This is a genomic window from Mesorhizobium sp. SARCC-RB16n (assembly GCF_008520305.1).
In the GTDB taxonomy this organism is placed as follows: domain Bacteria; phylum Pseudomonadota; class Alphaproteobacteria; order Rhizobiales; family Rhizobiaceae; genus Mesorhizobium.
In genome coordinates, this window is sequence record NZ_ML703280.1 from 1 (window position 1) to 25,807 (window position 25,807).

The window sequence follows — 25,807 nt, forward strand, 5'->3', positions numbered from 1 at the left end:
CCCGGAACCGAGGACACTTCCGGGCGACATGCATCAGTTCCTGTCAGACGGCTTCGAGCGCATCCTCGACACCGTCTCGCGTTCGGCGCGTTTGGAGCGCAGCGGCGGCAGGCCGCGGTCGATCAGGTCCATGTCTTCCAGCACCATGTCGCCCATCCGTTTGAAAGCGACGTCGAGGGCGCCGGCGCGGTGGGCGGAGCGCAGGAAACCAGGAAGCGCGCGCACGGGATGGTCGCCCGCCAGCGGCTCTTCGGGGAAGACATCGCTGGCGGCGAGGATATGGCCGCTCTTCACCGCCGCCATCAAGGCGGGGAAATCGACCACGCCGGCACGGCTGAGCAGGATGAAGGCGGCGCCCTTGCGCATGCTGGCGAAGGCATCGGCGCCGAGAAAACCCTGATTCTCGGAGGTCACCGAGGCGACGACGAAGACGAAGTCGCTCTGCGACAGCACCGCGTCCAGCGAGGCCGGCTCGACGCCATTCTCGCTGAGGATCGACGGCGGCAGCCAGGGGTCGAACACCTTCGTGCGGGTGCGGAAGCCCGACAGCAGGCGGTTGAGCGCGCGGCCGAGATCGCCGAAGCCGACGATGCCGACATCGGCGCCCGAAAGCAGCCGCGCAGTCTGGTTGCCGTCGCCGCCCCACAACTCCTGCCCTTGGCGGAAGGCGAGGTCGGCATCGACGATGCCGCGGGCAAGATTGAGCGCCATGGCCAGGCCGAGTTCGGCCACCGGTTCGGCGAAGACCAGGCCCGTCGTGACGACATGGATGCCGCGCGCGAACAGCGTTTCGTATGGCATGTTGTCGAGGAGGTTGCTCTCGACATTGAAGACGCAGCGCAGCGCCCGCATGGCATCCAGCGTTTCGGGCGCGATCGGCGGCTGGCCGATGATGTAGCGGGCCTGCGCCAGCACATCGACCGGCAGTTTCGCCACGCCGTCGGGCGTCGTCTCGACGATGCGGTACTTCGCCCTGAGGCGCGCCAGCTGCGGCGGCGTGAAGATCAGGTCGAGCGTGCGCGGTTCGGGCGCACTAATGACCAGCGGCAAGGCGGTGTCCGACATGGCAAGGTCCTCCCGAAGCGTCTGTGGCGCTTTCTCGGTCCTAAATCTATCCCGTACTGGCGGATTTAAAAGCACGGCAGGCCGATTCACCCGTCGCATGAGCGTTTCGCTCAAAAATCACGACAGCGGTCCTGGCAATTGACATTCACGGCGAAGCCGGTCTTCTCTGCGGTGTCCAACAAGGGGGGTATGGCTGGTGAAGAAATACGAGAAGCCAACCTGGCAGAAGCGCGAACGGCTTTCGGCCGTCACTGCTCTCGGTGGGATTTCAGGTGTGCCGACCTGAACGAATTCGTCTGTCGAAACAAAGGCGCGATCGGTCGATCGCGCCTTTTGCGTTTGCGGAAAGAGCACGCCATCACCCACGCCGCTTTGGCGGTGGGGGCTTCTGCTGCTCGCCGCTCGGCTCGGCGGACAGCCGCTGCTTGCGAAGGCGGGCGGTCTTTGCATCGCGGGCCTGCCGTTCGGCGTCGAGGATAATCCGCGACTCGCGATCCGCTCTCTCAAGCTTCTGCTTGTCGACCAATCGGGTCACTTCGTTCTCCGGCGGCATGTCACATTCCATAAAACCAGCCGTGTGCGGCAAGGTTCCGCCAGATGCCGGTGCCGGGTGCGAGCGATCACGTCAGGATTTTGCCTGGCCTGACCGCTCGGCGCGATGACCGGTTTGCCAACTGGTGAGTTGGCGCTCGGCCTCGGATATGGTCACGCTCATCAAGCCGTCAAATTCGGCCATGGCTTCCATATGTCCATGATCAATTATGGACTTGCGAAGAATGCGCATCGCCAGAATGGCATCCTGCAACGCGCGGTCGATATTCTTGACCATGACAGGATCTCCTGCGGCCATAACCTATCGGCGCGCCGCTTGTTCCGACCGAACGGCACTGGATTTGCTTTTTTCAGCGCTATGTCATTGTCCCGGTGAAGCGCTCCGGCGCCTTGTCCCGCAGGGGTGGGAGGCCCCTCACGCCACGCCCGGCTCCCGCCGCAATCCCAAATGGCGTACCTTGCGGCCGATGATCATCAGCTGGCGTGCCGTGTTGTTGCGCAGGCGCCGCGCGCGCCATTCCAGTCCGGTTTCGGTGGTGATCTGCCTGGCGTAGACGCTCACGCGCATTCCTGCCTCATCGGAGGCTACCTTGACCGGATCGTCGTAAAAAGTCCCGATCTTGTCAGCCGCCATGCCGGGCGTTTCCAGCCAGCGTGGAATGTGAACGGAATGGAGTTGATCGACGTCGATCATGATCCGGCCTATGCCGACGCCCGGCGTCGGGCATGTCGTCCAGAACGCGTCGCCGATGAAGACGACCCCGTCGCGGCGGTGGCCTTGCGTCGTGGTCAGGTTGATCTGCCGGACCTCGACGGGACTTGCGACAGCGAAGTTGCCGCATTGCGCCGATATTTCGGGCATCAATTCGCAAAGCATCTTCTGCGGATTGGCCCGAAAATCCCGCGTCCATTGTTCGGCCATGGTGCGATAGACGAACATGTTGGCCCGCATCTTGTCGCCGAGGGGAAAGACGGTGATGTAGGCAACGCGGTCCGCCGCTCGCTTGCCGTAGCAGGTGACGGCCCGAAAGCCGCAGTCGCGCTGTGAGACAGCGAGGTCGAAACCCATCGACAGCGAATGGGCTTTCGATTGCTCGACGCGCTCGACGCCGATGGCACGGCGCACCGCTTCGCTGTAACCGGTGGCCACCACAAGCAGGCGGGCAGTGATGACGCTGCCATCGGTCAACACAAGGCGCTGCCGGTCCGGTCCTGTCGAGACCTCGGCGACCTTGCCGACAGTAAGCGGCACCTGCGGGGGAAGGGCGTCACGAAGCCCGTTGATCAGCGCGCCGTAGGAAAATGCGTATTCCGGCCTGCGCTCGCGCGCGAAAAACTGGCCGAGGCGGAAGACGTGAATGTCGTCGAACGGTGTGACGAGACGCATGATCGTTTCGTCGAGGCCGAGCTTCTCGAACAGCCGAATCTGGTCGGTACCGATTTTCTCGGCCCGGAACTCGTCGTGGTGAACGCGGTGCGGATCGATCAGCGCCACCTTACGGCCGGCTTTTCCCAAGACGGTTGCCAGCGTGGTGCCGGCCATTCCTGCGCCGACGATCGCCACGTCGACTTCGGCCGGGACAGCTTCGGCGGTCATCCCGCTGCCTTCATGCTCGTCATCTTCTGTCTCCACAATCTGTGGTAGAAAATATCTTCCGGACCGTAATCAACCTCAAGCAACCAGCGCGGGTGGCTGGTAGTAACAAACGTTTAGGTTAACTGCGGTCGCCTCTTCTGTTTCCAGCGCGGCGCGATCGCCGAGCCATCGATGAATTCCAGGCCACCCGCCTCGTTGAGCGTGTGCAGCTTACGCCCACTCCATAGCTCGCCGGGGGTTAAGATCGTCTCGACGCGCTGGTCCATGCCGTTCAAATCTAGGTGAGTGACGCGTGCGATGCCGAGCGCGGCGCCGTAGCTCCTGCGGCAGTCCTGCACCGGGCGCAGCAACTGGCCGTCGCGTTTCACCATGCGGCCGGCCGGCCGCGCCGAGGCGATGTCGATCAGCACCGGATTCTTGGGATGCGGCGTCCAGGGGCCGCGAAAGTCCGGCGCCGACCACAAATGCAGCGCGTCGGAGAAGGCGCCGCCACCGTCCCGGGCGGTGCCTTCACCGTCCCGGACCGTGGCGAACAGCCACCACGAGCCGCCATGCTCGACCAGGGTGGCGTCGCTGGCGATGATATCGGACAGCAGCGTCGCCTCCTTCACCCATCCGCCGGGGAAGGCTGTGGCGCGGTAGAGATCCACCGTGTGGTTGGCGCAGCTTTCCGGCACCATCCAGACCTCGCCATCACGCTCGAAGACGAAGGGGTAGGAGAGGTGGTAGGGCAGGTCGAGCACCGGCTCCGGGCGGCCGATCGGCCCGGACGGGCCGAACGGCACGGCGGAGATGATGGCTCGGCCCAGACGGTGGATATAGTCCTCGACGAACAGGGTTACCTGTCCCTGGTAAAGGATCGGGAACGGATCGGCGTAGAAACGGCTGCCGTCATCGGGCAGCTCTTGCCAGCCCGATGCCGGATGGGCGCGCAGATCGAACAGATCCCGCCCTGCCGTCTCGCGCCAGCCGACCTTCCAGTGCGGGGCGTTGTAGCAGAGATGGTAGATTTTCTGGACGATGCGCCGCGCCAGCGCCTTGCCGGCCCTGACGCCGAGCTTGCCGGTCGAGGGCAGCGATGGCGCAGCCCTGCCGTCCGCCGGCTCGGGCAGGACGGGCAGGGCGCCGCGTGCGGCGCCCGTCACCGCGGCCAGGATCAGGCTTGCCGTGCGCGCCAGCATGTCCTGGAACGAGGCGAGCGCGATGCCGCCATATTCGGTGCCCAGGCGCGCTTCGGCGGCGACGGCGCCGTTCTCCTCGATGCGGGCCAGCGGGGTCCGGCCATCGAGGATCGACGCCAGCAGAGCCGCTTCGCCGCTGGCGCCGTCATAGGTCACGCGCCAGACGCGTGTTCCCTCCGCTTGCACGTCGCCGCAGAGGTCGAGCACGAGGTCCGGCGAGATGGGCGGCGGCATCTGGTAGGGGGCCAGCGCCGACAGCGGCAGGCGCTTGGCCAGCCCGTCCGCGGGCAAGCCATGAATGACCGTTTCAAGCTGGAACAGCGCAGCTATGCTGCCTGGAATACCGCTCCCACCCGGGCGTGCGTCGACGCAGACCTCGACATTCGCGAGCGCCGCAAGGCGCTGCAGCAGCAGCAGGTGAAAAGCACGGAGGCAGTCGCTGTCGAGGCGCAGGCTCACCTGCATGTCGCACCCTAGAATTCTGACGTTCGGTTACTGGCCGGTGTTCGATTTTTGGGCACGAGGGTGGGCGACGGTTGGGCTGGAGACAGATGTTGCTCCATTTCCATTCGTTTCCTTCTCGCTTGCGCCCTGTCAACACGGCCCGTGCCTTTGCTACGCAAACTCCGTGCCAGAAATCAGAAGAGCTCCCAACATAATTAACAGTGTTTTAACAGTTGGAGTAATAGCTAGGCTGAAGCCGCAATTTAATCTTTTGGGGCACATGGAGTGTTGTCGGAGCGACCTTTGCAATCATCCCTGCTCTCGTTGCCGCAACAACACGCTCCGGAGGTGACGCAATATGCGCCGGAGCCACCACCGGCCGCGTCCTATCCATCCTCGACCGTCGAGCTGGGCGACCTGAAGCGCATATTGGTGCGCCGCCGTTTCCTGATCCTCGCCACCGCCGCGCTGCTGACCCTTGGGGCGCTGCTCTATGGGCTGTTCACGCCGGCACTCTACAGCTCGGTGGCGGAGATCATCGTCGATCCGCAGGACCTGCAGGTGGTCACCAACGACGTCAATCCGAGCCGAGTTCCGCCCGATGGCGGCATCACCATGGTGGAAAGCCAGGTTGCCGTCGTCCAGTCGAGCGGCGTGCTGCTCAGGGCTATCGCGGCGACCAACCTGACCGAGGATCCGGAATTCAACGGACAAGGTGGGTTGTTGAGCCGTTTGCTCGGCGGCGCGCTAGGCTCGGGGTCGGCCGAAACCGACAAAACGGGGACGACGCTCGATGCGCTGCGCCGGCGGCTGGCGGTCAAGCGGGCCGACAAGGTGCTGGTCCTCGACGTGATCGTCACCGCCAAGAGCGCCGACAAGGCGGCAAAGCTCGCCAACGCCATCGCGCAGGCCTACCTGACCGACCAGGCCGCCGCGCGCGCGAAGATGGCCACGGACGCATCCGACTCCATCACCGCGCGGCTGGCGGAGCAGCGCAAGCGCGTCCAGCAAGCCGAGAATGCGGTCGAGGCCTACAAGTCCGCCAATAACATGGTGATGGCAGCGGGCAATCTGGTCAGCGACCAGGAACTGACCGAGATCAACACGCAACTCGCAGCCGCGCAGAGCCGTACGGTCGCGCTGAAGGCGCAGGTCGACCAGCTGCGCCGGCCCGGCGGCGCACCGGACGCGACCTCGGAAGCGATGCGCTCGGCGGTGATTTCGAGCCTGCGGGCGCAGGAGGCGACGCTTGTCGACCAGGTCTCGCAGCTCGGCACGGAACTCGGGCCGCGCCACCCCTCGATGATGGCGGCCCAGCAGCAATTGCGCGACACGCGCGCGCTCATCGCGCGCGAACTCGGCCGCATCGGCGCCGCCGCCGAAACCGACTATGAGCGGGCGCTGGCCAACCAGCAGGCGCTGGAGGCCAAGGTCGCGGGCATGAAGAGCAAGTCGCTCGACACCGACCAGGCCTCGGTCAAGCTGCGCGAACTGCAGCGCGATCTCGAGGCAGTGCGCTCCGTCTACGCTACCTATCTGCAGCGGGCGCAGGAAACGCGCGAGCAGGTCAATGTCGACAGCACCAATGCGCGCATCATCTCCGACGCCATGCCGGCTCTGAAGAAGAGCTGGCCGCCGCTCGGGCTGCTGGTGTTCGGCGCCTTTTTCGGCGGGCTGGGTCTCGGCACCGGCCTGGCGCTGATCGCTGAATATTCATCGCCGACGGTGCTTTCCAGCGCGCAGATGCAATCGGCCATCGACGCGCCCGTGGTGGGCGTGTTGCCGGCAAAATCGGCGCGCCGCCGCTGGTGGTCTTTCGGCGACACCGCCACGCCCGCCGGACAGAAGATGGACGCCGTCGCGGGTCTGGCGTTGAGACGCCTCTTCTCCTCCAGCCGGCGTCCGGCGAACTGGCCGCTGGTGCCGTCCGTCCTGGTGACGTCGGCGCCAGAGGATGCCGCGCAACGGGGCCGGGTGGCGCGCCTGCTGGCCAACGCGGCGGCTGCCAGGGGCAGCCGCGTCCTGTTCATCGACACCAATGCCGGCAAGAGCCAGAAGGAACCGCAGCCGGGCCTGCTCGACGTGCTGCGCGGCGAATATGCGTTCGAGGCGCTGAGCCAGTACGCGCCCGGCAGCAATGTCGCGGTTCTGGGCAAGGGTCGGCCAAAGGCTGCCTTTTCCGAGGCGCAGGGCGTCTATTTCACACAGCACATGCTGGCCCAGGCGAGCCGCAATTTCGAGCTCGTCGTCGTCGACGGCGGCGCGCTGGCCGACAATCTCAATGCCTCGCCGCTGGTGGCCATGGTCGACGAGATCGTGCTCGTCGCCACGCTGAACGCGACGCCGATGCGCGATGTCACGGCGGCCTCGCAGGCCATTTCCGTCATGGGGCGGCTGCCGACCGGCGCCTTGCTGGTCGACGAGGCGGCCTGACATGGTCGCCATCCGGCCCGCCAACCCGGCAGCCGGCTGGGCTGGCCAAGGTCAAGCCGTGGCCGCGCCTCGCGGCGGCAATTCCCTCGATTGGGTGACCGGCTACGGCCTGGTCGCGGTGGTGGCGCTGCTGTTCGGCATCTCGGGCGGAATGCTGTGGCTGGTGGGCTACAATTACGACGGCCTGACCGGCAATCCAGCCACCAAGATCCATCCCTCCACCTATCTGCTCGTGCTGATGTTTGCCTGGCGCGCCTGCACGTTCGGCAACCCGGTCGGCTACACGCTGGCCATCGCCGACAGGCGGCCGGCCAGCGCCCTGCTGGCCGTCATGTCGATCATGCTCCTGATCGTCGTCATCGTCAGGCAGCGTCCCGGCATGGCCGGCATGATCGACACCTTCGTGGCGCCGGCGCTGCTGGTGATGATGCTGGCCGAGGCCGACGAAAAGATATTCGCCCGCATGCAGACCGTCGTTCACACGATCATGACCGTGAACGCGCTGCTGGCGCTGTTCGAGTTCGCCACCAAGACGCTGGTCTTTCCCTACCGGCTCGACGGCGAGGTGTTCATGAACGATCTGCGCTCGACGGCGCTTCAGGGCCATCCGCTGTCCAATGCCACGATCACCTCGATCTATGTGCTGGCGCTGCTTTCGGGTTCGCGATCGCTGTCGACCCCGCTACGGTTCGGGCTGATCGGCTTGCAATGCGCGGCCCTCGTCGCCTTTGGCGGCCGCTCCGCGATGGTGACGACGATCGTGCTCGGCGGGTGCTACCTGCTCATCCAGGGCCTGAGCACCTTGCGCGCGGGGCGTATCAACCTGCTTGGCGCCGCACTTGGCCTCATCCTTGCCGCGTTGGTGCCGGTCGTTATCGTGCTCGCGGCGTCGTACGGCTTTTTCGACGCGCTGCTCGAGCGCTTCGTCTCGGACAGCGGCAGTGCCAATGCCCGCGTCGAGATGTTCGAGCTGTTCAAACATTTCGAACTGCGCGATCTGATCGTGGGGCCGGATATCGATCTCATCGAAAGCCTGCGCCGCATCAACGGCCTCGAACAGGGGATCGAGAACCCGATCATCCGCCTGGTCCTCTATCAGGGCGCCTTCTTCACCCTGCTGTTGTTTCTCGGCTTCGTGCTGTTCATGCATGAGGTGGCGCGCCGCTGCCATCCCGGCATCTGGCTGCCGATGCTGGGCTGGCTGATCCTGCTCAACACCTCCGAAAGCCTGGCGTCCAAGACGACGCTGATGACCAAGTTCGTGGTGATCGCGCTTGCGCTCTACAGGCCGGTGAAGGTGGGGTTGCGACGCCCGGCGCAAGCGCCGCGAGCGTAGCGCTCTCTCTCTACTGCGGCATCCTCAACCCGAGCGCATCCACCATCGCCGGGTCCAGCGCGCGCGTCTTGTCGTCCATCATGCCCATGCCGTCGAACAGGTCCCAGAAGGCCCAGGGGAAGCCTGATGCCTCGGCGCTCTGCCTGACGTCTGATATGTAGCGGGCGCGGTCGGGGTTGGGGGCGGCGACGTAGCGGGCGTCGGTGCGCAGCGCGCCGAATTCGCCCATGATGACGCGCTCCGGCGCAATGCCGTGGGCGTCGGCCCAGCCACGCGCCTGGCTCATATATTTGTCGATGAACCAGCGGTCTGGCCTGGCGTCGAAATAGACCTTCAGCACGCGTTCGGTTTCCGCATAGGCCGCCTGTTTGTCCGCTTCGGAGGTCACGGTGTCCTGAGCCATGCGCGCCCTGACCGAGGCCAGCGTCTGTTCCAGCGAACCGGCGGAGGCCGGCCATGGCACGTTGTTCAGCGCGCGGTAGACGGGCTCGCGCATCCAGGGTGCGCCCTGGTGGCTGAACAGATAGGGTTCGTAGAAGTGGAAGGTGAACAGGATCGGCTCGAAGGCCACCAGAGGTTCCGGGTCGAGCGCGGCCAGCCCACTCACCATCGAGCCGCAGCCGCCGGTGACGACAAGCGGCAAGGTCGAAGACGATGCCCTGGCCGCCGTCAAAAGGGCCGCCTGGACGTTCGACCAAACGTTGGAGGAGCAGGATTGCGGCGGTTCGTTGACCGGTTCCAGCGCCACCATGCCCGACGGGAACCGCTGCAGCCTGCCGGCAAGCGTGCCAACCAGCGCGCGATAGGCTTCGAATTGCGGCGCCGCGGTGCTGGAAACCATGCGGTCGGGATTCCAGTAATGGGTGGCGCCGTTGGCCTGCACGTTGACGATGATGCCGAGATCCGCATCGATGACGGCCGCCACGGCATCGTCCAGCATCGCCAGCAGTTTTGCGCGCGTGGCGGCGTCGGCGGCCAGGAACGGGCCGGGATCGACCGGCAGGCGAATGAAATCGAGCCCGGTCCGGCGCAGCCGGCGAAGATCGTCCGGTGTCGGCACCGGCCGCTGCGACTGGAAGGGCGGCCAGGCATAGTCGGTGCGCGGCGCGGGAAACTCACGCGTCAGCGCAAACCAGGGCCAGGCATTGACGCCGCGGCGAAAACGCCATTCGCCGGTCGCGGCCATGGCGGGCGGTGCGGAAGAAAGCGCCGCCGTGGCGGGTACCAGCGCCGTCGACAGCGCGGTCCTCAGCAGCCGCCGTCGCGACCAGCCCGTCATACGGCGCCGGGCGAGGGGCGGTCGACCGGGACGGCACCGCCGGAGGTCACGCCCAGAAGCCGGTAGGCTTCGGTTTCATAGGCAAGCAGGACATCGTCCCAGCGGAAGACTTCGTTGGCGCGGGCCCTGGCGGCCGCGCCGCAAGTCCTGACCAAGGCGTCATCCTCCAGCGCCTGCCGCATCCGCTCGGCGCAGCTCCGCGCGTCGGTGAAATAGATGGCGGCCGCACCCGCGGTCCATCTGTTGTAGGGGTTGTCGTGGGCGATCACCATGTTGCCGGCGGCCAGCGCCTCGACCAGCGACGGGTTGGTGCCGCCGACCGTGTGGCCATGCAGATAGGCGCGGGCGTGGAAACGCAGCGCCTTCACCGCCGCCTGGTCGTAGATGGCGCCGGGCAGCACCACCGAGGCGTTGGCTGCGTTGCGGACGGCGACATGATAGGGAATTTCGGGGGAAAGAGTCCCCAGTACCACCAGCTTCATGTCGCGCTTCTGGCTGCAGAAGGCCTCGACGATGGGCAGGATGTTGTTGTCGGGCTCGATGCGCGCGATCGAGATCAGGTATTTGCCGGGCTCGAGGCCGAGCGCGCGCACCGGCGCTTCCGGCGCCGATGTCACCGGGTCGGCGCCATAGGTGATGGTGGCTGTGGCGCTGCGCGGCCGACGCGTCGCCAGGTGATCGGCGATCACGGGATGGTCGGCGACCAGACGGTGCGAGGCCCAGGCGCCGATCCACTCGTTGAGCCAGAACCATGTGCGCGCCGCCACGCCCCATTTGGGCCGGCGCCACTCGATGCCGTCCATGTTGATGATGATCTTGCGCCGCATCAGCCTCAGCCAGGTCAGGAAGATCGCGCCATTATAGCCGAGCACCAGGCAGACGCCGGGCCGCCGCGCGGCGTCGAGCACGCATTGCCAGTCGAATTCCAGCGTCGCGCGCGGGCCCTTCGAGGCCACCTGGACATGGATGAGCTCGATGCCTTTCCAGGTGTCGACGCGCACCCTCCGGTCGACCCGCTCGACTTCCTCCTGGCAGTAGACGCCGACCCTCCAGCCGCGCCCGACAAGAAACAGCGCCAGCTTCTCGGCGAAGGTTTCAAAGCCACCATGGGCGGCGGGAATGCCGCGCGTCCCGAGGATCAGGATGGTGGGCGTTTCCGGTTTCATGGCTGTTGGCGCTTTCAAATCCGCTCGATTCCGCAATGCGCGGGCCGTCCTGTCTGGAAACCACAGCCCAGCGATATCCGTGCCAGGCTCAGTTCCGCCCATCATCGCACTGGGTTGTAAAATATTTCTTCCAACGGCCGGAGCTGTTTCATTATCGGTCAACTATCCCAGCGTATGTGTATCGAAACAAGGCAATGCCGCGACCTGCCGACCAGCAGACGGCCAGATCAGGGGCCGGCATGATCCTTGCTCATGAACTTCTGTGCGCCACATCGGCGGAGGACGTGCAGCATTGGTATGGTGATCTGGGTGCTACGTCCGCTCGTCACCATGCTGGCAACAAGTGAAGTCCAAAGGGGTGTTGGGCTTGAAGTCTCCAGTCGCCTGACCCGTCAGGTGGCGGGATCGTCAAACTAACCCTGGCAGAAAGATGCATGGGAATATGCGGATTGCATGCGTCCATCAGGGCTATGAACTCTATGGTTCCGACCGCAGCTTCGCGGAGAGCGTTGCCGCGCTGCGCGCCGCGTTTCCGTCGGCCGATATCGAAGTGGTCCTGCCGCGCGGTGGGCCGATCGTGCAGATCCTCGAACCGCATGCGACCCGGATCGTCTTCGAGCCGCTCTGGGTGCTGAGGCGCCAGGCCATTGCGCGCCTTGCCACCATCGAGATGGCGCGGCTGCCGGTCGCGGTGCTGAGGGCGTGGCGGCGGCTCAGGGATTGCGATTTCACCTATGTCAACACCTCGATCGTGGCCGACTACGCGCTGGCCGCGCGTCTCCTGCCACACAAGGCAGTGTTGCACATCCACGAAATTCCCGAAGGCGCCATGCGCAGGATCCTTGTCGGCCTGATGCACTGGAGCCATGCCGATCTCATCTTCAACTCGCGCGCCACCCGCGCGGCGTTCGGCGATCCCGGATCCGCGCGCTCCTATGTGGTCTATAATGGCGTTGCCGGCCCAGCCGCCGCCGAAGCGATGACTTATGACGGCAAGCGCCCGCTCAAGGTGCTGCTGCTTGGCCGCGTCAACAGGATCAAGGGCCAGGAAGTGCTTCTGGAGGCGATCGCCTCGCTGTCGGCGGAACTCAAGTCGAGGATCGAGGTGCGGCTGGTCGGCGGCGCCTTCGAAAGCGTCGAGCGCGAGCGCGCGCTCGCCGAACTGGTCGGCAGCATGGGGCTCACCGGACGCGTCAGCGTGCTGCCCTTCATCCCCGACCCATCCGAGCATTATCGCTGGGCCGATATCGTCACCGTGCCGTCGCGGCGTCCCGAATCGCTCGGCCGCGTCGCTATCGAGGCGATGGCCTATGGCCGGCCGCCGCTGGTGTCGGCGATCGGCGGGCTGGTCGAGGTGGTCGGCAACGGCGAGACGGGCTGGCATGTTCCGCCCGGCGATGCCGCCGCGCTCGCCGGCAAACTCGAGGAAATCATCCTGCGGCCCGAGGCCTGGCGCTCCTTTGTCGCCGCTGGGCGCGCGCGCTACGAGGCGGTCTTCAGCGAGCCGGTCGCGGCGGCGGCGATTGCGGCAATTGCCGCCGACAAGCTGAAAACAGCCATCGCCAAGCCGGGCCGGACGGCAACCGTCCGCCAGGCGGAGACACGGCCGTGAAACTCCCTGGCCATCTGGTGCGGCGTCTCGTGCTGATGATCGGCGGCGAGGCGATGCAGAGCGGCTTCCATTTTGCCCTCAACATCGCGCTGCTGCACATGCTGTCGGCGCAAGGCTACGGCCTTTTCGCCATCGGCATGGTGATGGGCGGTGTCGGCCTGTCCTACATCAGGTCGCTCACCGCCGTTCCCGCCTCGATATGGATGGGCAAGAGCACCAACAACGCCGGCGTCAACGCCTATGACGTGGCCTTCGGGACGGCGGCGCTGATCGTTGCATTGCTGATGGCCATCGGCACGGCGATCGTGATGCATCTGCTGGGCGACCCCAGCGGAATTGCCGCCGGCTGCTTCGTCGGCGCATGGTCGCTGCGCAGTCACATGCGTACGGCCTTCTTCGCGCGCCGCCAGCAGGTGATCGTCTCCATCAGTGATGCCGCCTTCACGATCGCCGGCACCGTCATGGCCGGCCTGGCGATCTGGCTGGCCAGGGACGTGCTGCAGTCCGTGTTCTATGCGCTTGCGGCGGCCAATCTGTTTGGCATCCTCGTCCTGGTCCGACTGGCGCGCCGCACGATGCGCATCAGCTTCCGCATGCCGACCCGGCGGCGCTATGCAAGGCTCTGGTCCCAACTCTGCTGGTCGGCATTCAGCGCCACCACCACCAACATCCAGGGCCAATGCCTGGCGCTGCTGGTCGCGGGCATCGCCGGGGCGGCGGCCTATGCGCCGCTGGCGGCGGTGCTGGTGCTGTTCGCGCCGCTGCGCATCATCAGCCTCGCCTTCGTGAACATGACGCAGCCGGAACTGGCCAAGCTGATGCGCAACAATGAAACGCGCCGTGTCTGGGCGCAGGCAAAGCTTTGGGCTGTCGTCATGGGGCTCGGCGCGGTGGCCTATGGATGCGCCATCATGTTTGTCCTGCCGATGATAAAATCCCAGGCTCTCCAGGATGCGTCGGTCGGGTTCATCGGGCTTTTCGTGATCGCGAATTTCGTCCCGATCATGCTCTACATCATGCCCCGCATCGTGCTCGAGATAATGGGTGACTTCCGCATCGTCGCGTTCATCACCTTGGGCGGCGCCATCGTCGGGCTGGCGTTGATCGCGATCCTGCTGGCTATCGCGCCGCCGCCCTGGGCGCTGCTCGGTTCCGCGGTCTCCGAGATCTTCGTGCTCGTGGCGTCATGGTATTTCGTGCATCACCGCATGTGGAACATCGAACACCCCGACCAGCGGCACGACAGCCGGCTGGGCACGTGGCGGCGGGCGGTTTCGTTCGCCGTGGTAAGACGATAGGAGAGGGATGTGTCAGGCCAGGCAGTCCAAATTGCCGCGATGACCGACTTGCCCGGCGGGCAGGTCCAGCATCCCGCCGCCATCGCCGCGAACGACGCCTATGCGGCGAAACTGCACACCAGCCTCGAGGCGGTCAGGCCGCTCTGGCTGCGCCTCCAGGCGGAGGGCGTGTGCACCGGCCACCAGAATTATGCCTGGGCGGAAGGGATCGTCGCGCGGCTGCTGCCGGAAAGCGCGGAACTCCTCATCGTCGAGGTGGTCGACGCCGCAACGGGCGAACCCAGAATGCTGGTGCCGTTGATGCGGCGCAGGGCCTTCCACCATTGGGTGGTCGAATGGTTGAGTTGTGGCGTCTGCGACTATTCGGCGCCGCTGCTGGCCGATGCCAGCCCATGGACCAGACAATCCGCGCAGGCTGCGTGGGCGGCGGTGCGCTCGGCGCTGCCGCCGTCGGACCGCGTCCACATCGTGGGAATTCCGCAACTGATCCACGGCGTCGCCAATCCGCTGGCTTTGCTCCCGACCACGCGCGATTCCATCCAGACCACGTTCGGCCTCGCCATCGACGGCGACCCGGAAACAGCCCTCAAGCGTCTTTGCAGGCCGTCCTTCGTCAAGGAATTCGGCAAGGACTGGCGTCGCCTCGAACGGCTTGGCGGCGTTGAACTGGTCGAGGCCGGCGCGCCGGCCGAGGTCGAGCGCATCTTCGGTGAACTGGTGCGGATGCGGCTCGACCGCTTTCGCGAGCTTGGCCGCTTCGACTTGCTGACGCAGGAGAAGATGGTCGATTTCTACCGGAACGCGGCTATTCAGGGCCTGTTGGACGGTTCGGTGCGGCTTTTCGGGCTGCTCGTCGGCGAGGCCCTGATCGCGGTTCAATATCTCTTGGTTCATCAAGGGACTGTTCATGCTCTGCTGATAGCAATGGACCAGGGCGTCGTGCCCAATGTCTCACCGGGGCTTGCAATCATGGGCAGGTTGATCGGCTGGGCGCGCGAACGGGGCTTTGAATATTTCGACCTGTCGGTCGGCAACCAGAGCTACAAGGAACATATGGGCGCCAAGGGTTCGGTATTGGTCGAACTCTGCCATGGGTTCACGATGCGGGGCAATGTGGCCAGCGCCGTCATCGAGTTCCGCAGGCGGGCCGAGGCTTTCGTGCGCTCCAACCCGAGGCTGCTCAAGGCGGTCCAGGGAACGATGCGGGGTTTGCGGCGCTTGCGTGGATGATGCCGAGGCGGGCCAGAACGAGTGGGAGAGGCATGTGGCAAGCCAGGCAATGCAGTTGGTCGCGACGGCGGATGCACCGGTTCAACCAATTTCTCCGATCAGAGCCGGCATGGACGCCACCGCGCGCTATACGGCGCGACTGCACACCAGCTTCGACACCGTAAGGCAGCTCTGGCAGCGTCTTGAGGAGACTGGCCTGTGCACCGGCCACCAGGGCCTTGCCTGGGTGGAAGGGATCGCCAGGCGGCTGATGCCCAAAAGCGCCGATCTGCTCATCATCGAAGTCAACGACGCCGCCACGGGCGCGCCTGTCATGCTGCTGCCGCTGATGCGGCGCCGGGCGCTCGGCCACTATGTGATCGAATGGCTGAGCTGCGGCGTGTGCGATTATTCGGCGCCGCTGCTGGCCGATGCCAGGCCTTGGACCAGGCAAAGCGCTGACGCCGCCTGGGCCGCGGTCCGCGCCGTGCTGCCGCCGGCCGACCGCATCCATATTGCGGGAATCCCGCAGGAAATCCACGGCGTCGCCAACCCGCTGGCGCTGCTTTCGGCGGCGCGCGACTCCATCCAGATCGCCTCGGGCCTAGTCATGGATGGCGAGCCGGAAACGCTGATCAAGCGTATCTGCAAGTCGTCCTTCAACAAGAATTTCAACAAGAACTGCCGCCGCTTCGAACAGCTCGGCGGCCTCGCATTGATCGAAGCCGAGACGGCCGGCATGATCGAGGAGCAGTTCGGCACGCTGCTGGACCTCAGGCTCAATCGCTTTCGTGAGCTCGGGCGCTTCGACCTCCTGACGCAGGCGCCGATTGTCGAGTTCTACCGCAATGCCGCCCTGCAGGGGCTTTCCGACGGCTCGGTGCGGCTGTTCGGGCTGCGCGTCGGTCAGGCCTATCTCGCTGTCATGTATGTGCTGGTCATGAAGGGCAGCTTGCACGCCCTGCTGCTCGGGATCGACCAGGACGCCGTGGCCAACGTCGCGCCGGGCCTGACGATGATCGGCAAGCTGATGATGTGGGGGCGGGCGCAAGGGCTCGGCTATTTCGACCTCTCGGTCGGCGGACAGGGATACAAGCAGCATATCGGCGCCTCGAACGCGGTGCTGGCCGAGCTGTGCGAGGCGACGACGCTGCGAGGCAAGGGCGCCACCGCCTATATCAGGCTGCGCGGCAAGACCGAGCTTTTCGTCCGTTCCAAGCCGCGGCTTTACAAGGCCGTGCAGGGCGTGATGCGCCGTTTGCGGCGGTTGAAGAACTGAAGGGCGACGACCGCGAAATTGACAGGGCCGCGCGTCTCAGCCATCCTTAGGGCCTGTCGCCGGGCCGCCAAGAGCGGCCGAGTTCCGTATCGGGCGACCGAGGGCGAAGCGCATGTCCACTGCCGTGAACAGCCAAAACTCCAAGCGCGCCGCGGTGCGCAAGGCGCTCGACCGCCACAAGATCTACATTACCGCGCAGAGTTTCTCAGGCGGCGCCTACAGTGCGCGCGTGCTGGTCGACGGCGAGGCCTATTGGGTCGACGAATTCCGCTTGAGCCAGTTGCAGCAGGGGCTGTCGCCGGCCGAGCTCGAGCTGACGCCGGCGATTGACGATTGAGACCACGTGAAAAATCGCGAGTGGTGCAAACGTAGCGCCCTACGGCGCCCCCCTCTGTCCTGCCGGACATCTCCCCCTCTAGTGGGGAGATCGGCAATTTCGTCTACCGCGCTATTCCTTCCGATATTCGCTAAGGCCGGGGTGAAGTTTGATCTCCCCCCTAGAAGAGGGGGAGATGCCCGGCAGGGCAGAGGGGCGCGCGAAGGAACGAGGCGGTTGTTGATTTCCGTCAGGGCCGGCTTTTGACATGCCGCCCGCCAAACTCCGGACCTACCGCGCCAAGCGCGAATTCTCCAAAACTCCGGAGCCGGCCGGCGGGTTGATGGCCGGAGGCGGCAACCGCTTCGTCATCCACAAGCATCACGCCACCGCGGACCACTACGATCTGCGCCTTCAGGTCGGCGATGTCTTGAAAAGCTGGGCGGTGCCGCGTGGGCCTTCGCTCAATCCCGCCGACAAAAGGCTGGCCGTGGAGACCGAGGACCATCCGCTCGAATATATCGATTTCGAGGGCGTCATCCCCGAGGGCGAATATGGCGGCGGGCCGATGATCGTCTGGGACACCGGCACCTGGGCGCCGATGGAGGATGTCGACAAAAGCCTGCGCACCGGCGCCTTCAAATTCCGGCTGGCCGGCGAAAAGCTCAATGGCGGCTGGATGCTGACCCGGCTGAAGCCGAAGCCCGGCGAGGACGAGAACAAGAAGAACTGGCTGCTGTTCAAGGAGCGCGACCTCGCCGCCGACACGGCGCTGAACATCCTCGAAGCGCGGCCGGAAAGCGTCAAATCCGGATTGCGCATCGAGGAACTGGTGGCGCCGCCCAAGCCGGCCGCGAAGTCGGCGCCAAAGCCCGGTTCGCTGAAGCCGGGCGGCCTGGCGGGCGCCGTCACGGCGCCGGCGATGAGCCGTATCGAGCCGCAACTGGCAACACAGGTGCCGAAGCCGCCGGGTGGCGAAAGCCTGGCCGAGAATACGAACGAGCTCTGGCTGCATGAGATCAAGTTCGACGGCTACCGCACGATGGCGCATGTCTCCGACGGGGAGGTGCGGCTGATCACCCGTGGCGGCATCGACTGGACGAAGCGCTATGGCGACCTGCCGCATGCGTTCGCCAAGCTGCCGTGCCGCGAGGCGATCATCGACGGCGAGATTGTCGTGCTCGACGCCAAGGGCATTTCCCGCTTCGCGCTGCTGCAGGACGCGCTGGCGAGTGGCGCCGGCAGCAAGCTGCATTTCTATGCCTTCGACCTGCTGCATCTCGACGGCTGGGACCTGATGAAGGTGCCGCTCATCCGGCGCAAGGCGCTGCTGGCCGAACTGCTTGGCGGGCTTGGCGCCAACTCCGCCATCCAGTTCTCCGACCATGTCGAAGGTTCGGGGCAGGGGCTCTACGACCAGGTGACGGAACTCGGCCTGGAGGGCGTGGTCTCCAAGCGGGCAACCGCGATCTATCAGAGCGGCCGCACCAAGAGCTGGACCAAGACCAAGGCGCTCGAAAAGGACGATTTCGTCATCGCCGGCTACACCACTTCAGACGCGGCCGAGGGGCTGGCCGCGCTTGGCATGGCCGAGTGGGTGGACGGCGAACTGCACTATCGCGGCAAGGTCGGCACCGGCTTCGATGCCAGGACCGCGGCTGACCTGCTGGCCCGGCTGGAGCCGCTCACGTCAGGCGCCACGCCGCCGGAAGGCGTGCCGCGCGAAATCATGCGCGAGATGCATTGGGTCAAGCCGCTGTTTTCGGCGCGCATCCATTTCGCCAACCGAACCGCGGACAATTCGCTGCGCCATGGCGTGTTCAAAGGCCTGCGCGATGTCGGCCTGTCGACGCCGGTCTCCTCGACACGCAAGCGGCTGATCGCCGAAGCCGACCTTGCCACCATCTGGGTAACAAACCCGACGCGGCGGCTGTTCGGCAAGAACGGCCCGACCAAGCTCGATATCGCCGTCTATTACGCGCTGGTCGGCGACTTCATGCTGCCGCACATCCTTGGCCGCCCGGTGTCGCTGGTGCGCTGCCCGACCGGCCTGCCCAAGGACTGCTTCTTCCAGCGCCATGCCTTCACCGGCATGCCACCTTCGGTGGTGACGTTCGAGGCGACCAATTCCGAGGGCGAGACCAAATCCTATCTCTCGGTCGAGGGTGCGAAAGGCTATCTGGCGCTGGCGCAGTTCGGTGTCGTCGAATTCCACACCTGGGGCACGCATCGCACGAGCCTCGACAAGCCCGACCAGATCGTCCTCGACCTCGACCCGGGCGAGGGGATTTCCTGGCGTGAGGTGGTCGAGGCCGCGGTCCACATCAAGAGCGAACTGGAGGGCCTGGGGCTGGTGCCATTCGCAAAAACCTCCGGGGGCAGCGGCATCCACATCACGGTTCCCGTGACGGGCAAGCAGAACTGGAAGAAGCTGCATCAGGCAACCAGCGCCATATCGACGCATCTGGCGGCCACCGCGCCCGACACATTCACCACCACCATGGGCAAGGAAAACCGCAAGCGGCGCATCTTCATCGACTATCACCGCAACGCGCGCGGCCACACCTCCGCCGCCCCCTATTCGCTGCGCGCCCGCACCAACCTGCCGGCCTCGACACCGGTGAGTTGGAGCGATCTGCAGGCGATCGATGCGCCGCAGGATTTGAATTATGCGTCGCTGCCGGGGCTGCTGGAGACGTCGGGCGATCCGTGGGCGGAGATTGACGAGTTCGCGCGGGATTTGCCGACCTTGAAGAACTAGGGTTCCTCGCCCCCGCGAAGCGGGGGAGAGGTGGCCGCGAAGCGGACGGAGAGGGGGTCAGCGCCAGCGTATCGAATGGATTGGCTTGAACCCGGTTCGGAGAGGTTTGTGCCATTCCCCCTCTCCGTCTCGGCTTCGCCGAGCCACCTCTCCCCCACTACCGCGGGGGCGAGGAACCCTACAGCATGTCGCGGCGAATAGGATTCGCCCGACCTGCTGTAAGCTTCTGATTTTATGCATGTCGTTGTCCCGGAACCGAGGACACTTCCGGGCGACATGCATTAGTTCTCCATCGACGCTTCCGACAATTTGAATTATTCTCCGTCGGTGACCTCGAAGGCCGGCGGGAAGATTTCGTCAGGGATTTGCCGGTATTGTGCTGGGTCGGTGTAGGATTTGCGCGGCCTTGTTCGTCCTTCGGACGAAGCGCTGCGAAGTAACTGTCAGCGCGTGGCCGCGTAGGAGTTCATCATGGCGCCCAGGGCAAGTTGGAAAGGTTACCTCAAACTCAGTCTGGTCAGCTGTCCGGTGCGGCTATACCCCGCCACCAGCGCCAGCGAACGCATCTCGTTCAACCAGCTGCACAAGAAGACCCATAACCGCATCAACATGAAGCCGGTCGACCCTGAACTGGGACTCGTCGAGCGCGCGGATCTGGTCAAGGGCTACGAGTATGAGGACAAGCAGTACATCATCATCGACGATGCCGACCTCGATGCGGTGCGCATTGAATCCAATCACACGATGAACATCGAGGCCTTCGTCGACGAGGACGAGGTCGACGTCATTTACCAGGACGCGCCCTATTACATGGCGCCGGACGGGGCCATGGCGGAGGAAACCTTCGCGGTGCTGCGCGAGGCCATGCGCAAATCCGGCAAGCTCGCCATCGCCCGGCTGGTGCTGTCCAGCCGCGAGCGCGTGGTGACGATCGGTGCGCGCGAGAACGGCATGTTCGTGTGCACGTTGAGGAACCCGAACGAAGTGCGTGGCACAGCTGAGTATTTCGGCAACATTCCGGCCATGAAGCCTGACCCGGAAATGCTGCAGCTTGCCGAAGCGCTGATCAAGCAGAAGGAAACCACCTTCGATCCGAAGAATTACGAGGACCGCTACGAAATCGCGCTGATGTCGATGATCCGCGAGAAGTTGAAGGGCCACAAGCCGATCATCGCGGCGGCGCCGGAGCGCGGCAACGTCATCAACCTGATGGATGCGCTGAAGGCCAGCCTGTCGCAGTCGAAGCCGCCGGCCAAGTCGAAGAGCAAGGCCGACGAGGCTGCCAAGCCCGCCGCCAAGAAGGCGGCAGCGGGTGGTGCGCCTGAAAATCCGCTCAAGGCCAACCTGCTCAAGGCGGTCGGCAAGAGCAAGAAATGACGGCACCGGCCGTTCCGGGTTCTGTCTTCGGCACGATCGGTGCGCTGGCGGCGTTTCCGCTCAGGCTCGCCGCACGCGAGGTGGAGCGCCAGCACGGCCAGCTCAGGCGCGGCGTCACCAGGCGTACCACGCATGTCGTGTTCGGACGGACCTTGTTGGCCAAGGCTGGGCTGACGAAGGCGGGCGATGGCGAGATTGAACGCCGCCCCGGCGCCGAGCGCGTGGCCGGGCGCATCCTTTTGAGCGAGAACGGTTTCCTGCGGCTGCTCGGTCTGATGAAGACGCCAGAGGCGTCCTCGCTTTCCAGACAATCGCTGATCGACCAGTCGCGGCTGTCGGGCGCCGACGTCGACCTGCTGTCGCTGTTCGATGCCTTCGAGCACGATAGCGAGCCCTATTCCTTCCGCGACCTGATCCTGGCGCGCAAATATGCCGGGCTGATCGCCGGAGGCGCCACATGGGGCGCGATCGCGCGCTCCGTTCACCGCTCCGGCCCCATCGCTTCGCTCACCGCCAAGTCGCTCAACGTCGGCTCGCAGCATGGCCGGCCCGACGCGATCTACCTCGAAGGCGGCCAGAGCGAACTCGACGGCCAGCTGTTGTTCGATCTCGGCGCGGCGGCACAAGGCGACGATACGCTGGAAGACTTGTTCGCCGAGGCGGAAGCCGCCGAGGAGGGCGGCGACCATGACCATGCAGCCGCACTCTACCAGCGCTGCCTCGCCATCGATCCGACCGACGCCATCGCCGCCTTCAACCGCGCCAACTGTTTGCGCGGGGCCGGGCGCGTGGCGGAAGCAGCGCACGATTATGCCCGGGCGATCAAACTCGACCCGGCCTTCGTCGAGGCCTGGTTCAACCTGGCCGGGCTGATGAGCGAACAGGGCCGCGACGCCTCGGCGCGAAGGCATTTGCAGAAGGCGATCGGGCTGGACAGGACCTATGCCGACCCGGTGTTCAACCTGGCGCGGCTGGAATTCGACGCCGGAAACTTGCTTGAGGCACGGCGGTTGTGGGTGCGGTATCTGGAGCTTGACGCGGCGTCGGAATGGGCTGGGGTGGCGGCCAGGGGCGTGCAGTTCGTGGATATGCAACTGGCGAAGTCGGCGGGGTGAACATGACTGACGAAGGCCGAGATGACAGCCGATCTCCCCCCTTGTGGGGGAGATGTCCGGCAGGACAGAGAGGGGCGCTGTCCCGCCGGCGGATCGGCTCATTTCAGACTGTAGCATTCCAGAGAGAGATGACCGAAGGCTGGCATTCTTTCGCGACCCCCTCTGCCCTGCCGGGCATCTCCCCCACAAGGGGGGAGATTGGCAGCGTTGGCGCGGCGCGAGGAGCACAATGACCACCTTCCTGTTCGACGGCCACGACATCGCTCCCGTCACCATCCTGCTTGCCCATGGCGCCGGCGCCTCCATGGACTCTCCCTCGATGACCGCCACCGCCAAGGCGCTCGCCGCCGTGGGTTTCCAGGTCGCGCGCTTCGAGTTCCACTACATGGCGGCCCGCCGTTATGGCCAGCGCAAGCCGCCGCCGCGCGCCGAGACGGTGAACCCGGAATATATCAAGGCGATCACCGACCTCAGGGCGAAGGGCGTGACGGGCAAGCTCATCATCGGCGGTAAGTCGATGGGCGGACGCGTCGCCTCGATGGTCGCCGACGAGATGTTTTCCAAGGGCGAGATATCAGGACTGGTCTGCCTGGGTTATCCCTTCCATCCGCCCGGCAAGTCCGAACAGTTGCGGACAAAACATCTCACGGGGCTGAAGACGCCGACGCTGATTTTTCAAGGCACGCGCGACGAGTTCGGCACGAAGGACGAGGTCGCGACCTACGGCCTCTCCGACGCGATCGACGTGATCTGGCTGGAGGACGGCGACCATGATTTGAAGCCGCGCAAGAGCATTTCGGGTTTCTCGACTGCGGATCATCTGACGACGCTGGCGGAGACGGTGAAGGCTTGGGTGGGCAGGATCGCCACCTGATCCCAATGAAGATCGCCTCGTTCAACATCAACAACATCAACAGCCGGCTGGACAATCTGCTGGCGTGGCTCGCCACTGCAAAACCCGATGTCGTCTGCCTGCAGGAATTGAAGGCGCGCGACACGCAGTTTCCGCTGACAAGCCTCGCCAATGCCGGCTATGGCGCGGTGTGGAAGGGCGAGCCGACCTGGAACGGCGTCGCCATACTCGCGCGCGGTGCCGAGCCGGTGCTGACGCGCGACGCCTTGCCCGGCGACGATGCCGACCGGCAGAGCCGCTACGTCGAGGCGGCGGTGAACGGTATCGTCATCGCCTGCCTCTATGCGCCGAACGGCAATCCGCAACCGGGGCCGAAATTTCAGTACAAGCTTGCCTGGCACGCGAGACTGGAGGCGCATGCGGCGCAACTGCTCGACACCGGACTGCCCGTCGTGCTGGCCGGAGACTACAACATCGTGCCCGAGCCGCGCGATATCTACGCCACACGCTCCTATGACGACAACGCGCTGGTGCAGCCGCAAAGCCGTGCCGCCTTTGCCGCGCTGCTCGAACAAGGCTGGACCGATGCGTTGCGCAAGAAATACCCGAAGGAGACGCTCTACACCTTCTGGGATTACCGCCGGAACCGCTGGCCGCGCGACGCCGGCCTGCGGCTCGATCATATCCTGTTGTCGAAGCCGCTCGTCCGCCGGTTGAAAGGGGCGGGGATAGACCGTGATGTCCGTGGGCAGGACGGCGCCAGCGACCATGCGCCGGTGTGGGTGGAATTGGGGTGAGGGGCCGCTGATCATTCTTTTCGTCGCTTCTGACGGCCGCACGCAACCCTTTTCCGCGGGTCATCTCTCGCGCTAAGCTGGACAGGACCGGCAAGGGGGCCGATTGATGCATTGCATTCGTGACAACGGCGAGCGGCCATCATCGAAGCCAGTCCGCCATGAGTGACCTCGGCCTTATCGGAATCCTTGTCGCGGCGCTGGCGATCATTGCCGCTGCCGTTGTTGCCATCTGGCTGCTGCGCAAGGCGTGTAGCCGCCGCCGCGCGCTGCGCCGGGCCGACCCTGCCAACGACTATGCCGTGCGCACCGACTGGAGCCGCAGCGCCGGCATGCTCAACTACTCGTCCTTCGTCTTTTTCGATGTCGACCGCGACGGAAAATACGGCGTCGGAGACCGGCCGATGGCCGGCATCATGGTGCGGTTGTTCGACGGGCAAGGCGGCTTCGTTGCGTCATCGAGGACCAACAATGCCGGCTATGCCAATTTCACCATGTCGACATCGGCGCTGAAGGCTGCGATCCGCTTGCCCCGTGCCTACCGGTTTTCGGTTTCGGTGCCGCCGGGCTGGCGCTCGCCCGGCGCCAACGACACGCAGTCGATAGAGTTCCGGTTGGCGCCCGGCTCGCCCGCCGGGTTGGTCTCGCCGGACCTGCCACGGCCGGTCGGGCTGGCGCCGGTTCGTAGCCTGGCCGGCAGGATGGCGGCAGGCGCCAACGCGACCCTGTCGGTGATGGCAAACGGGCAGGTGCTGGAGCGCCGGACGCTGGCCCCGGCTTGCGCCTTCCGCTTCGAGCTTGCCGACGAGGCCGACATGGTGGCGATCAGCGGCGGCGGGCTCGACCGCCGGCTGGTGCTGTCGCCTTACCCGGCCGATCTCGGGTTGCTTTCGCCCCGAGCCCTGGCCGACGGGGCAGCGCTGCGCATGATCGGCTTCGACGACGTCACCGGGCGCGGCTTCCGCAAGATCCCGTGCGGCCATGCGGGGCTGGAGTGGCGCAACCTGAACGCCATGGCGAACGACCACACCAAGCACAGCGAGGGCTATGTCAACGGCAATGTTTCGGGCGACCACGTGGCCTACACGAGCAGTGGCTATCCGGCCGAGTTCAGCCGTGAGAGGCCATTCGCGTTCCACTCGGTGCTGCTCAGCGCTGCCTGGCTGAAGGCGGAAGGGGAAACGGCGTTGATCGAAAGCTGGCTGGACGAACAGTTGGTCGCCAGCGATGAAGTGGTGCTGTCGGCGCTCACACCGCTGCATTACGCGCCGATGCTCGGGGAAGTCACCCGTGTCCGCCTTTCGACGAAACACTCATGGCAAATGGTCGTGGATGACCTGGTGCTGGCCGGCTGACTACTTCCCGATCGAAATAAAAACCGCGCCGTTGGTGGCGGCTGTGATCGATTTCAGATTGCCCTTCCTGATCAAAGTGGGCCTTTCATAAAGCTTCTTCATGATGCAAGCTCTCCACCATATCCCGGGCGAAGTGTGTCATAACGCCGCCTGCTGTCAATATTTGGCCGGGATGGCTCAGTCCATGTCGGCGGGACCGTGGTAAATTGGACACTAGGACTTATCGGCGATCGTTCGATCGAACCTGAGATCGTGAATGTGGCAGCGATCGCGCCGCGACGATCGACTGATTTCTTGATCAGGGCCGCCGACGGCACGGTGCTGACCGGGTGGCTACGACCGCACCATCAGGGGTGACCGGCCAGTGGCTGCCTGGACAGTTCGAAATTCTGCCGCACATGAACCTGAGGGCAACAGGCGCCTGCCATGGTCGACGCGGGCGAGGGGGCGCATTGTTGGGGTGTGCTCGGCGCCCGCGCCAACCAGGGCGGCTCGTACCGCCGCAGCAACACCATCGCACATCGCCTAGACGTCCGAAACTTCCGCGAAAGCGGAATAGGCAGGAGCTGCAGAGCCCGGCATTCTAACCTTGGACGATCGGCCAACCGCCAGACGGGCGTAGCGCTGGCAGGCGGTGGCGCAGGATGACAAAGTGCTGGCGCCCTTGCAGTGACGGTACCGCCTTACAGCATGTCGCGGCGAATAGGATTCGCCCGACCTTCTGTAAGCTTCTGATTTTATGCATGTCGTTATCCCGGAACCGAGGACACTTCCGGGCGACATGC

Annotated in this window: 20 protein-coding genes; 13 read left to right on the top strand and 7 right to left on the bottom strand. The window is 65.1% G+C overall.

The features are described 5' to 3' along the window. Positions 1-33: 33 nt before the first annotated feature. From C7I87_RS24495 to C7I87_RS24515, 5 genes are all read right to left on the bottom strand, one after another. Positions 34-1,065, bottom strand: coding sequence for a hydroxyacid dehydrogenase (locus C7I87_RS24495; RefSeq protein WP_149906637.1), 1,032 nt, complete (start codon positions 1,063-1,065; stop codon positions 34-36). Between the two features lie 358 nt (positions 1,066-1,423). Further along, the gene (locus tag C7I87_RS24500) at positions 1,424-1,618 is read right to left on the bottom strand and encodes a hypothetical protein (protein WP_149906638.1); all 195 of its coding nucleotides are present in this window, start codon (positions 1,616-1,618) and stop codon (positions 1,424-1,426) included. Between the two features lie 72 nt (positions 1,619-1,690). After that, positions 1,691-1,894, bottom strand: coding sequence for a hypothetical protein (locus C7I87_RS24505; protein WP_140508552.1), 204 nt, complete (start codon positions 1,892-1,894; stop codon positions 1,691-1,693). Positions 1,895-2,032: 138 nt separating this feature from the next. Then, a complete protein-coding gene (locus tag C7I87_RS24510) occupies positions 2,033-3,214 on the bottom strand; it encodes an FAD-dependent oxidoreductase (protein ID WP_149906639.1) in 1,182 nt (393 codons plus the stop codon). Between the two features lie 113 nt (positions 3,215-3,327). Further along, positions 3,328-4,860 (bottom strand): glucosamine inositolphosphorylceramide transferase family protein, encoded by a 1,533-nt coding sequence (locus C7I87_RS24515; RefSeq protein WP_149906640.1) that lies wholly within the window; start codon positions 4,858-4,860, stop codon positions 3,328-3,330. Positions 4,861-5,142: 282 nt separating this feature from the next. On the opposite strand from C7I87_RS24515, the gene C7I87_RS24520 reads away from it, so the two are divergent. Both C7I87_RS24520 and C7I87_RS24525 read left to right on the top strand, forming a co-directional pair. After that, positions 5,143-7,272: a GumC family protein gene (locus C7I87_RS24520; RefSeq protein ID WP_149906641.1), complete on the top strand. Its 2,130-nt coding sequence runs from the start codon at positions 5,143-5,145 to the stop codon at positions 7,270-7,272. A gap of 1 nt (position 7,273) precedes the next feature. After that, positions 7,274-8,608 carry a VpsF family polysaccharide biosynthesis protein gene (locus C7I87_RS24525; protein ID WP_149906642.1) on the top strand — a complete coding sequence of 445 codons (1,335 nt, stop codon included), beginning with the start codon at positions 7,274-7,276 and terminating at the stop codon, positions 8,606-8,608. A 10-nt stretch (positions 8,609-8,618) separates the two neighbouring features. On the opposite strand, the gene C7I87_RS24530 is transcribed toward C7I87_RS24525, so the two are convergent. After that, positions 8,619-9,887 (bottom strand): glycoside hydrolase family 5 protein, encoded by a 1,269-nt coding sequence (locus C7I87_RS24530; protein ID WP_149906643.1) that lies wholly within the window; start codon positions 9,885-9,887, stop codon positions 8,619-8,621. Beyond that, entirely contained in the window at positions 9,884-11,053 is a 1,170-nt protein-coding gene (locus C7I87_RS24535) for a DUF1972 domain-containing protein (protein ID WP_149906644.1), read from the bottom strand. Before C7I87_RS24535 ends, C7I87_RS24530 begins: the two co-directional genes overlap by 4 nt. 442 nt (positions 11,054-11,495) lie before the next feature. Between C7I87_RS24535 and C7I87_RS24540 the strand changes: the two genes are divergently transcribed. The 11 genes from C7I87_RS24540 (at position 11,496) to C7I87_RS24595 (ending at position 25,022) form a co-directional block, all read left to right on the top strand. Continuing rightward, positions 11,496-12,665 carry a glycosyltransferase family 4 protein gene (locus C7I87_RS24540; RefSeq protein ID WP_149906645.1) on the top strand — a complete coding sequence of 390 codons (1,170 nt, stop codon included), beginning with the start codon at positions 11,496-11,498 and terminating at the stop codon, positions 12,663-12,665. Beyond that, positions 12,662-13,963, top strand: coding sequence for an MATE family efflux transporter (locus C7I87_RS24545; protein WP_188393984.1), 1,302 nt, complete (start codon positions 12,662-12,664; stop codon positions 13,961-13,963). Before C7I87_RS24540 ends, C7I87_RS24545 begins: the two co-directional genes overlap by 4 nt. A 9-nt stretch (positions 13,964-13,972) precedes the next feature. After that, on the top strand, positions 13,973-15,193 hold the full coding sequence (locus C7I87_RS24550) for a GNAT family N-acetyltransferase (RefSeq protein ID WP_149906646.1): 1,221 nt from the start codon (positions 13,973-13,975) through the stop codon (positions 15,191-15,193). 49 nt (positions 15,194-15,242) lie between these two features. Next, on the top strand, positions 15,243-16,451 hold the full coding sequence (locus tag C7I87_RS24555) for a GNAT family N-acetyltransferase (protein WP_373424763.1): 1,209 nt from the start codon (positions 15,243-15,245) through the stop codon (positions 16,449-16,451). 112 nt (positions 16,452-16,563) lie between these two features. Beyond that, the gene (locus C7I87_RS24560; RefSeq protein WP_149906648.1) at positions 16,564-16,788 is read left to right on the top strand and encodes a hypothetical protein; all 225 of its coding nucleotides are present in this window, start codon (positions 16,564-16,566) and stop codon (positions 16,786-16,788) included. A gap of 247 nt (positions 16,789-17,035) precedes the next feature. After that, positions 17,036-19,528, top strand: coding sequence for a DNA ligase D (gene ligD, locus C7I87_RS24570; RefSeq protein WP_149906649.1), 2,493 nt, complete (start codon positions 17,036-17,038; stop codon positions 19,526-19,528). Positions 19,529-19,999: 471 nt separating this feature from the next. Beyond that, entirely contained in the window at positions 20,000-20,905 is a 906-nt protein-coding gene (locus C7I87_RS24575; RefSeq protein ID WP_140508570.1) for a non-homologous end joining protein Ku, read from the top strand. After that, the gene (locus tag C7I87_RS24580) at positions 20,902-22,020 is read left to right on the top strand and encodes a tetratricopeptide repeat protein (RefSeq protein ID WP_149906650.1); all 1,119 of its coding nucleotides are present in this window, start codon (positions 20,902-20,904) and stop codon (positions 22,018-22,020) included. The genes C7I87_RS24575 and C7I87_RS24580 overlap by 4 nt, the downstream gene beginning before the upstream one ends. Positions 22,021-22,249: 229 nt before the next feature. Continuing rightward, complete coding sequence (locus tag C7I87_RS36115; protein ID WP_246696396.1) at positions 22,250-22,894, top strand: alpha/beta hydrolase family protein; 645 nt, start codon at positions 22,250-22,252, stop codon at positions 22,892-22,894. Between the two features lie 5 nt (positions 22,895-22,899). Further along, positions 22,900-23,670 (top strand): exodeoxyribonuclease III, encoded by a 771-nt coding sequence (locus tag C7I87_RS24590; protein WP_149906652.1) that lies wholly within the window; start codon positions 22,900-22,902, stop codon positions 23,668-23,670. 158 nt (positions 23,671-23,828) lie between these two features. Next, the gene (locus tag C7I87_RS24595; RefSeq protein ID WP_149906653.1) at positions 23,829-25,022 is read left to right on the top strand and encodes a hypothetical protein; all 1,194 of its coding nucleotides are present in this window, start codon (positions 23,829-23,831) and stop codon (positions 25,020-25,022) included. Positions 25,023-25,807 lie beyond the last annotated feature (785 nt).

What these genes read in the sequence shown, in the direction of transcription:
- C7I87_RS24495 (WP_149906637.1), bottom strand. Translation starts at nt 1,065, where the DNA reads ATGTCGGACACCGCCTTGCCGCTGGTCATTAGTGCGCCCGAACCGCGC.
- C7I87_RS24500 (WP_149906638.1), bottom strand. Translation starts at nt 1,618, where the DNA reads ATGCCGCCGGAGAACGAAGTGACCCGATTGGTCGACAAGCAGAAGCTT.
- C7I87_RS24505 (WP_140508552.1), bottom strand. Translation starts at nt 1,894, where the DNA reads ATGGTCAAGAATATCGACCGCGCGTTGCAGGATGCCATTCTGGCGATG.
- C7I87_RS24510 (WP_149906639.1), bottom strand. Translation starts at nt 3,214, where the DNA reads ATGACCGCCGAAGCTGTCCCGGCCGAAGTCGACGTGGCGATCGTCGGC.
- C7I87_RS24515 (WP_149906640.1), bottom strand. Translation starts at nt 4,860, where the DNA reads ATGCAGGTGAGCCTGCGCCTCGACAGCGACTGCCTCCGTGCTTTTCAC.
- C7I87_RS24525 (WP_149906642.1), top strand. Translation starts at nt 7,274, where the DNA reads ATGGTCGCCATCCGGCCCGCCAACCCGGCAGCCGGCTGGGCTGGCCAA.
- C7I87_RS24530 (WP_149906643.1), bottom strand. Translation starts at nt 9,887, where the DNA reads ATGACGGGCTGGTCGCGACGGCGGCTGCTGAGGACCGCGCTGTCGACG.
- C7I87_RS24535 (WP_149906644.1), bottom strand. Translation starts at nt 11,053, where the DNA reads ATGAAACCGGAAACGCCCACCATCCTGATCCTCGGGACGCGCGGCATT.
- C7I87_RS24540 (WP_149906645.1), top strand. Translation starts at nt 11,496, where the DNA reads ATGCGGATTGCATGCGTCCATCAGGGCTATGAACTCTATGGTTCCGAC.
- C7I87_RS24555 (WP_373424763.1), top strand. Translation starts at nt 15,243, where the DNA reads ATGCAGTTGGTCGCGACGGCGGATGCACCGGTTCAACCAATTTCTCCG.
- C7I87_RS24560 (WP_149906648.1), top strand. Translation starts at nt 16,564, where the DNA reads ATGTCCACTGCCGTGAACAGCCAAAACTCCAAGCGCGCCGCGGTGCGC.
- ligD (WP_149906649.1), top strand. Translation starts at nt 17,036, where the DNA reads ATGCCGCCCGCCAAACTCCGGACCTACCGCGCCAAGCGCGAATTCTCC.
- C7I87_RS24575 (WP_140508570.1), top strand. Translation starts at nt 20,000, where the DNA reads ATGGCGCCCAGGGCAAGTTGGAAAGGTTACCTCAAACTCAGTCTGGTC.
- C7I87_RS24580 (WP_149906650.1), top strand. Translation starts at nt 20,902, where the DNA reads ATGACGGCACCGGCCGTTCCGGGTTCTGTCTTCGGCACGATCGGTGCG.
- C7I87_RS36115 (WP_246696396.1), top strand. Translation starts at nt 22,250, where the DNA reads ATGACCACCTTCCTGTTCGACGGCCACGACATCGCTCCCGTCACCATC.
- C7I87_RS24590 (WP_149906652.1), top strand. Translation starts at nt 22,900, where the DNA reads ATGAAGATCGCCTCGTTCAACATCAACAACATCAACAGCCGGCTGGAC.
- C7I87_RS24595 (WP_149906653.1), top strand. Translation starts at nt 23,829, where the DNA reads ATGAGTGACCTCGGCCTTATCGGAATCCTTGTCGCGGCGCTGGCGATC.